4 protein-coding genes are annotated in these 4085 nt (G+C 73.8%); 1 reads left to right on the top strand and 3 read right to left on the bottom strand.

Going from position 1 to position 4085, the window contains the following annotated elements; translation table 11 throughout:
* The coding region (locus tag GSF22_RS31600; RefSeq protein WP_208817572.1) for an FMN-binding glutamate synthase family protein at nucleotides 1-1037 on the top strand (1037 nt) is incomplete at its 5' end.
* A 13-nt stretch (nucleotides 1038-1050) separates the two neighbouring features.
* Here GSF22_RS31600 and GSF22_RS31595 read toward each other — a convergent pair.
* The 3 genes from GSF22_RS31595 to GSF22_RS31585 all read right to left on the bottom strand — a co-directional run.
* Nucleotides 1051-2211 (bottom strand): hypothetical protein, encoded by a 1161-nt coding sequence (locus tag GSF22_RS31595; protein WP_208817571.1) that lies wholly within the window; start codon nucleotides 2209-2211, stop codon nucleotides 1051-1053.
* A 61-nt stretch (nucleotides 2212-2272) separates the two neighbouring features.
* The gene (locus GSF22_RS31590) at nucleotides 2273-3325 is read right to left on the bottom strand and encodes an ABC transporter ATP-binding protein (RefSeq protein ID WP_208817570.1); all 1053 of its coding nucleotides are present in this window, start codon (nucleotides 3323-3325) and stop codon (nucleotides 2273-2275) included.
* Nucleotides 3322-4085, bottom strand: a 764-nt coding sequence (locus tag GSF22_RS31585) for an ABC transporter permease (RefSeq protein ID WP_208817569.1), incomplete at its 5' end; no start/stop codon positions are given. The genes GSF22_RS31590 and GSF22_RS31585, both read right to left, overlap by 4 nt.

Here is a 4085-nt window from a genome sequence, read left to right as displayed (position 1 = left end):
GGTTGTCGCCGTACCACCGCCGGGGCGGGGAACTGGTCTTCCAGATCGGCACCGCCTACTTCGGCTGCCGCGACGAGCAGGGCCGGTTCAGTCTGGAGCGGCTGAAGGAGCTGGTGGCGCGGGCGCCGGTACGGGCGCTGGAGGTGAAACTGAGCCAGGGCGCCAAACCCAGCCTCGGCGGGCTGCTGCCGGGTGCGAAGGTCAGCGCGGAGATCGCCGCGACGCGGGGCGTCCCGGCTGGCCGGGACTGTGTCAGCCCGTCCCGGCACGCGGAGTTCTCCGACTGCGACAGCCTGCTGGACTGGGTCGAACTGCTGGCCGCCGAGACGGGCCTGCCGGTGGGCATCAAGTCCGCCGTCGGTGACCTGGGCTTCTGGCAGGAGCTGGCCGACCTGATGCGGGACACCGGCCGGGGCGTCGACTTCGTCACCGTCGACGGCGGGGAGGGCGGTACCGGGGCCGCGCCGCTGATCTTCACCGACTCGGTGTCGCTGCCGTTCCAGCAGGGCTTCGCCCGGGTGTACCGGACGTTCGCCGAGCGGGACCTGCACGAACAGGTGGTGTTCGTCGGGGCGGGCAAACTGGGCCTGCCGGACAACGCGGTGGTGGCGTTCGCGTTGGGCTGCGACATGGTCAACGTGGGCCGGGAGGCGATGCTGGCGATCGGCTGCATCCAGGCGCAGAAGTGCCACACCGACACCTGCCCGACCGGGGTGGCCACGCAGAACGCGTGGCTGGCCCGGGGTCTGGACCCGGCGGCGAAGTCGGTACGGGCCGCGAACTATTTGCGTACGCTGCGGCGGGACCTGGTGAAGGTGGCCGAGGCGTGCGGGGTGGAGCACCCCGGGTTGATCGACGCCGGGGCGGTGGAGGTCCTCGACGGGCGTACGTCGGCCACCCCGCTGCGTGAGGTGTACGGGTACCGGCCGGAGTGGGGGCTGCCGTCGCCGGCCGACCAGGCGGAGATCGTCCGGCTGATGACGGCCACCGGACCGCAGGGCGGCAGTGCCGACCCGTCGGCGACGGCGACGGGCTGACCGGTACGGCGGCTCAGGGAGTACGCAGCACGGTGGGATCGTCGGCGGCCTGGGCCGGGTACACGCCCGCCCGGCTGGCGGTTCGGGCCTGGTCGAGCCAGTTCTGAAGCACTGCGTCGGTGGTCAACTGGGTGAAGGTGAGTCTGCCGTCGGGCTGCTCGATCAGCCCGACGGCACCGCCACAGGCGGGATCGTCGCGAAGGCGGCGCGCCTCGTCGGCCAGCTGTCCCAGGTGCGTCCCGTCCGGAGTGCGGGGTGGTTGACCGTAGACGGTGACTCCGGACCAGGGTGACAGCCTCCTGCGGAGGTCGGAGAGGTCGGACGTCGCGTCGAGCAGGTGCCACCGGCGTGCGCTCGGCAGGGCCGCCCAGGCTTCCAGCAGCGGAAGAGGACCCGCTGCCGCCGCGACCGCGTCGGTGACGGCCCGCCAGAACGTGTCGTCACCGGGTCCACGCTCGACGGCGGTACGGGGACGGGGACCGGGGTCGACCGGGGTCGACACCGACCGGACGGGGGCCGGGGAACTCTGCGCGGCCAGCCGGTACACCCGACGCCCCACCACGAGGACACCGGCGACGAGCAGCACGACCAGGGGTAGCCGCAGGGTGAGCAGCACCAGGTTGACCCGGTCGTAGATGAGGGCGGTGTCCAGGTCGGTCGGTTCGGGGGCGACGTAGTTGCGCAGGATCAGCGCGAGCAGGAACACGGCGCCGATGGCGATGCGCCAGGTGGTGAGGGTCCAGTGCGCCAGGGTCGTCCGGCCGTCGGCGTCGTACCGTTCGGCGGCACGCCGGGTGGCGACGAACCAGGCGCAGTAGCCGCCCAGGTAGCTGAGAAGGACGACGCTGCCGAGCGTGCTTGCGGACTCCTGGCGGCGCGCCAGGTCGACGAGTTCGGTCTGGCTGACGCTGTCCGGGTCGGTCAGCAGACGTTCGACGAACTGGTGGTCCTCGACCAGCAGGACGATGCCGAGCACGGTGGTGACGACGTGTACGGCCGCGACGACCAGCAGCGCCAGGGTCAGTACCTGCCAGCCCAGCGGCGGCGGGTCGGGTCGGAAGACCGGCTCCGGTCGGTGTGTCCCGGGGCAGGTGTGTCCGTCGCCGGCCTGGTCGTTGGCCGCCCCGCAGGTCGCGCAGACCATGGTCACCTGTCCCCGTCGTGGCGATCCCATGATCGCGTCCGGGTAAGGATGCCGTATCGGAGGTGGTCGACAAAATCCGTCGGGCGAGGTGTCAGTCGGAGCCGGTGGGCCAGGCCAGGACCGCGCCGCCGACCCGCAGGCCGACGGTGGCGCCGGGGCGGAACTGTTCGGTGTCGTCCAGGCTCCGGGCGGCCAGCTCGGTGCCGTCGGCGAGGCGGACGACGGTGAGGGTGTCGTGGCCGTGGAACTCGTACCGGGCCACCGTGCCGGTGACGGTGCCGGCGGTGCCGCCGGCGGCCAGGCGGACCTGTTCGGGACGGATCAGCACGGTCACCGGGGTTTCCCGTTCCCCCACCCGGGCCGACGGCAGGACCGGCAGGGTGCCGGCGGCGGTGGTCACCGCGTCCCGGTGGGCGGTGCCCGGCAGCAGTACCGCCTCCCCGACGAACGCCGCGACCCACGGGTCGGCCGGGGTGCGGTAGACGGCGGTGGGGGTACCGGCCTGCACCACCCGGCCGGAGCGCATCACCACCACCTCGTCGGCCAGCGACAGCGCCTCGGCCTGGTCGTGGGTGACCAGCACGGCGGTGGCGCCGTCGGCGCGCAGCGCGGCCCGTACGTCCCGGCGCAGGCCGGCGCGCAGCCCGGCGTCGAGGGCGCTGAACGGCTCGTCGAGCAGGATCAGCGACGGTCGGGGCGCCAGGGCCCGGGCCAGGGCGACCCGTTGCTGCTGGCCGCCGGAGAGCTGGTGGGGCATCCGGTCGCCGTGGTCGGCGAGGCCGACCAGGTCGAGGACCTCGGCGACCCGGCCGGAGCGGCGGGCCGCCCGGTCCAGGCCGTAGCCGACGTTGTCGGCGACCGACAGGTGCGGGAAGAGGGCCCCCTCCTGCGGTACCAGGGCGATGCGGCGGCGGTGCGTGGGTACGTGCACGCCGGGGCCGGCGACCCGGCGGTCGTCGACGGTGATCGCTCCGGCGTCGAGGCGTTCCAGGCCGGCGACGCAGCGCAGCAGGGTGGTCTTGCCGCAGCCGGACGGGCCGAGGACGGCGACCAGGGAGCCGGTGGGGACCTCGATGCTGACCCCGGCCAGGGCGCGGACCGGTCCCCAGGCCTTCTCCGCGTCGCGGACCGACAGTGCGCTCATTGCTTCCCCTCCTGGTCGAGAAGCCCGGTGCGGGCGGCGAGTACCCAGGTGGGGATCGCCGAGAGCAGGACCAGCAGCGCCGCGTACGGTGCCGCCGCGGCGTACGCGGCCACGGTGGTCTGCGTCCACAGTTCGGTGGCCAGGGTGTCCATGCCGGTGGGGCGCAGCAGCAGGGTGGCGGGTAGTTCCTTCATGCAGGTCAGGAAGACCATGGCGGCGCCGGCGGCGATGCCGGGCAGGGTCAGCGGCAGGGTGACGGTGGTGAAGACCTGCACCGGTCGGCGGCCCAGGGACCGGGCGGTCTCCTCCAGCACCGGGGGTGCCTGGGCGGCGGCGCTGGCCACGGCGGCGACCGCCAGGGGCAGGAACAGCGCGGCGTAGGCGAGGGTGAGCAGCCAGACGCTCTGGTAGAGCGGGTAGGCCACGCCGATGCCGAAGAAGACCAGGGACAGGCCGATCACGATGCCGGGCAGGGCGTGGGTGAGGTAGCTCAACCGGTCCAGGATGGTGGCCAGGATGCCGGGTGCCCGGGCGGTGAGCAGTCCGATCGGCAGGGCCAGCAGCATGGTCAGGGCCGCGCCGGCCGCCGAGACGGTCAGCGAGTTACCGGCGGCGGTGGCAATCTCGGTGAGGCTGCCGGGGCGGGACACGCCGACGGCCAGGCGGCGGGCGAGGCTGACCGCCGGTACGCCGAGGGCCAGGGCGGCCACGGCGGTGACGGCGCCGACCGCCGGCCAGCGCAGCGCGCCCAGCGGGGTGG

It is taken from the genome of Micromonospora echinofusca, from assembly GCF_017614955.1.
GTDB lineage: Bacteria > Actinomycetota > Actinomycetes > Mycobacteriales > Micromonosporaceae > Micromonospora > Micromonospora echinofusca_A.
Note: the sequence above shows the minus strand (reverse complement) of the source record. Positions and strands in the feature narration are given on the sequence as shown.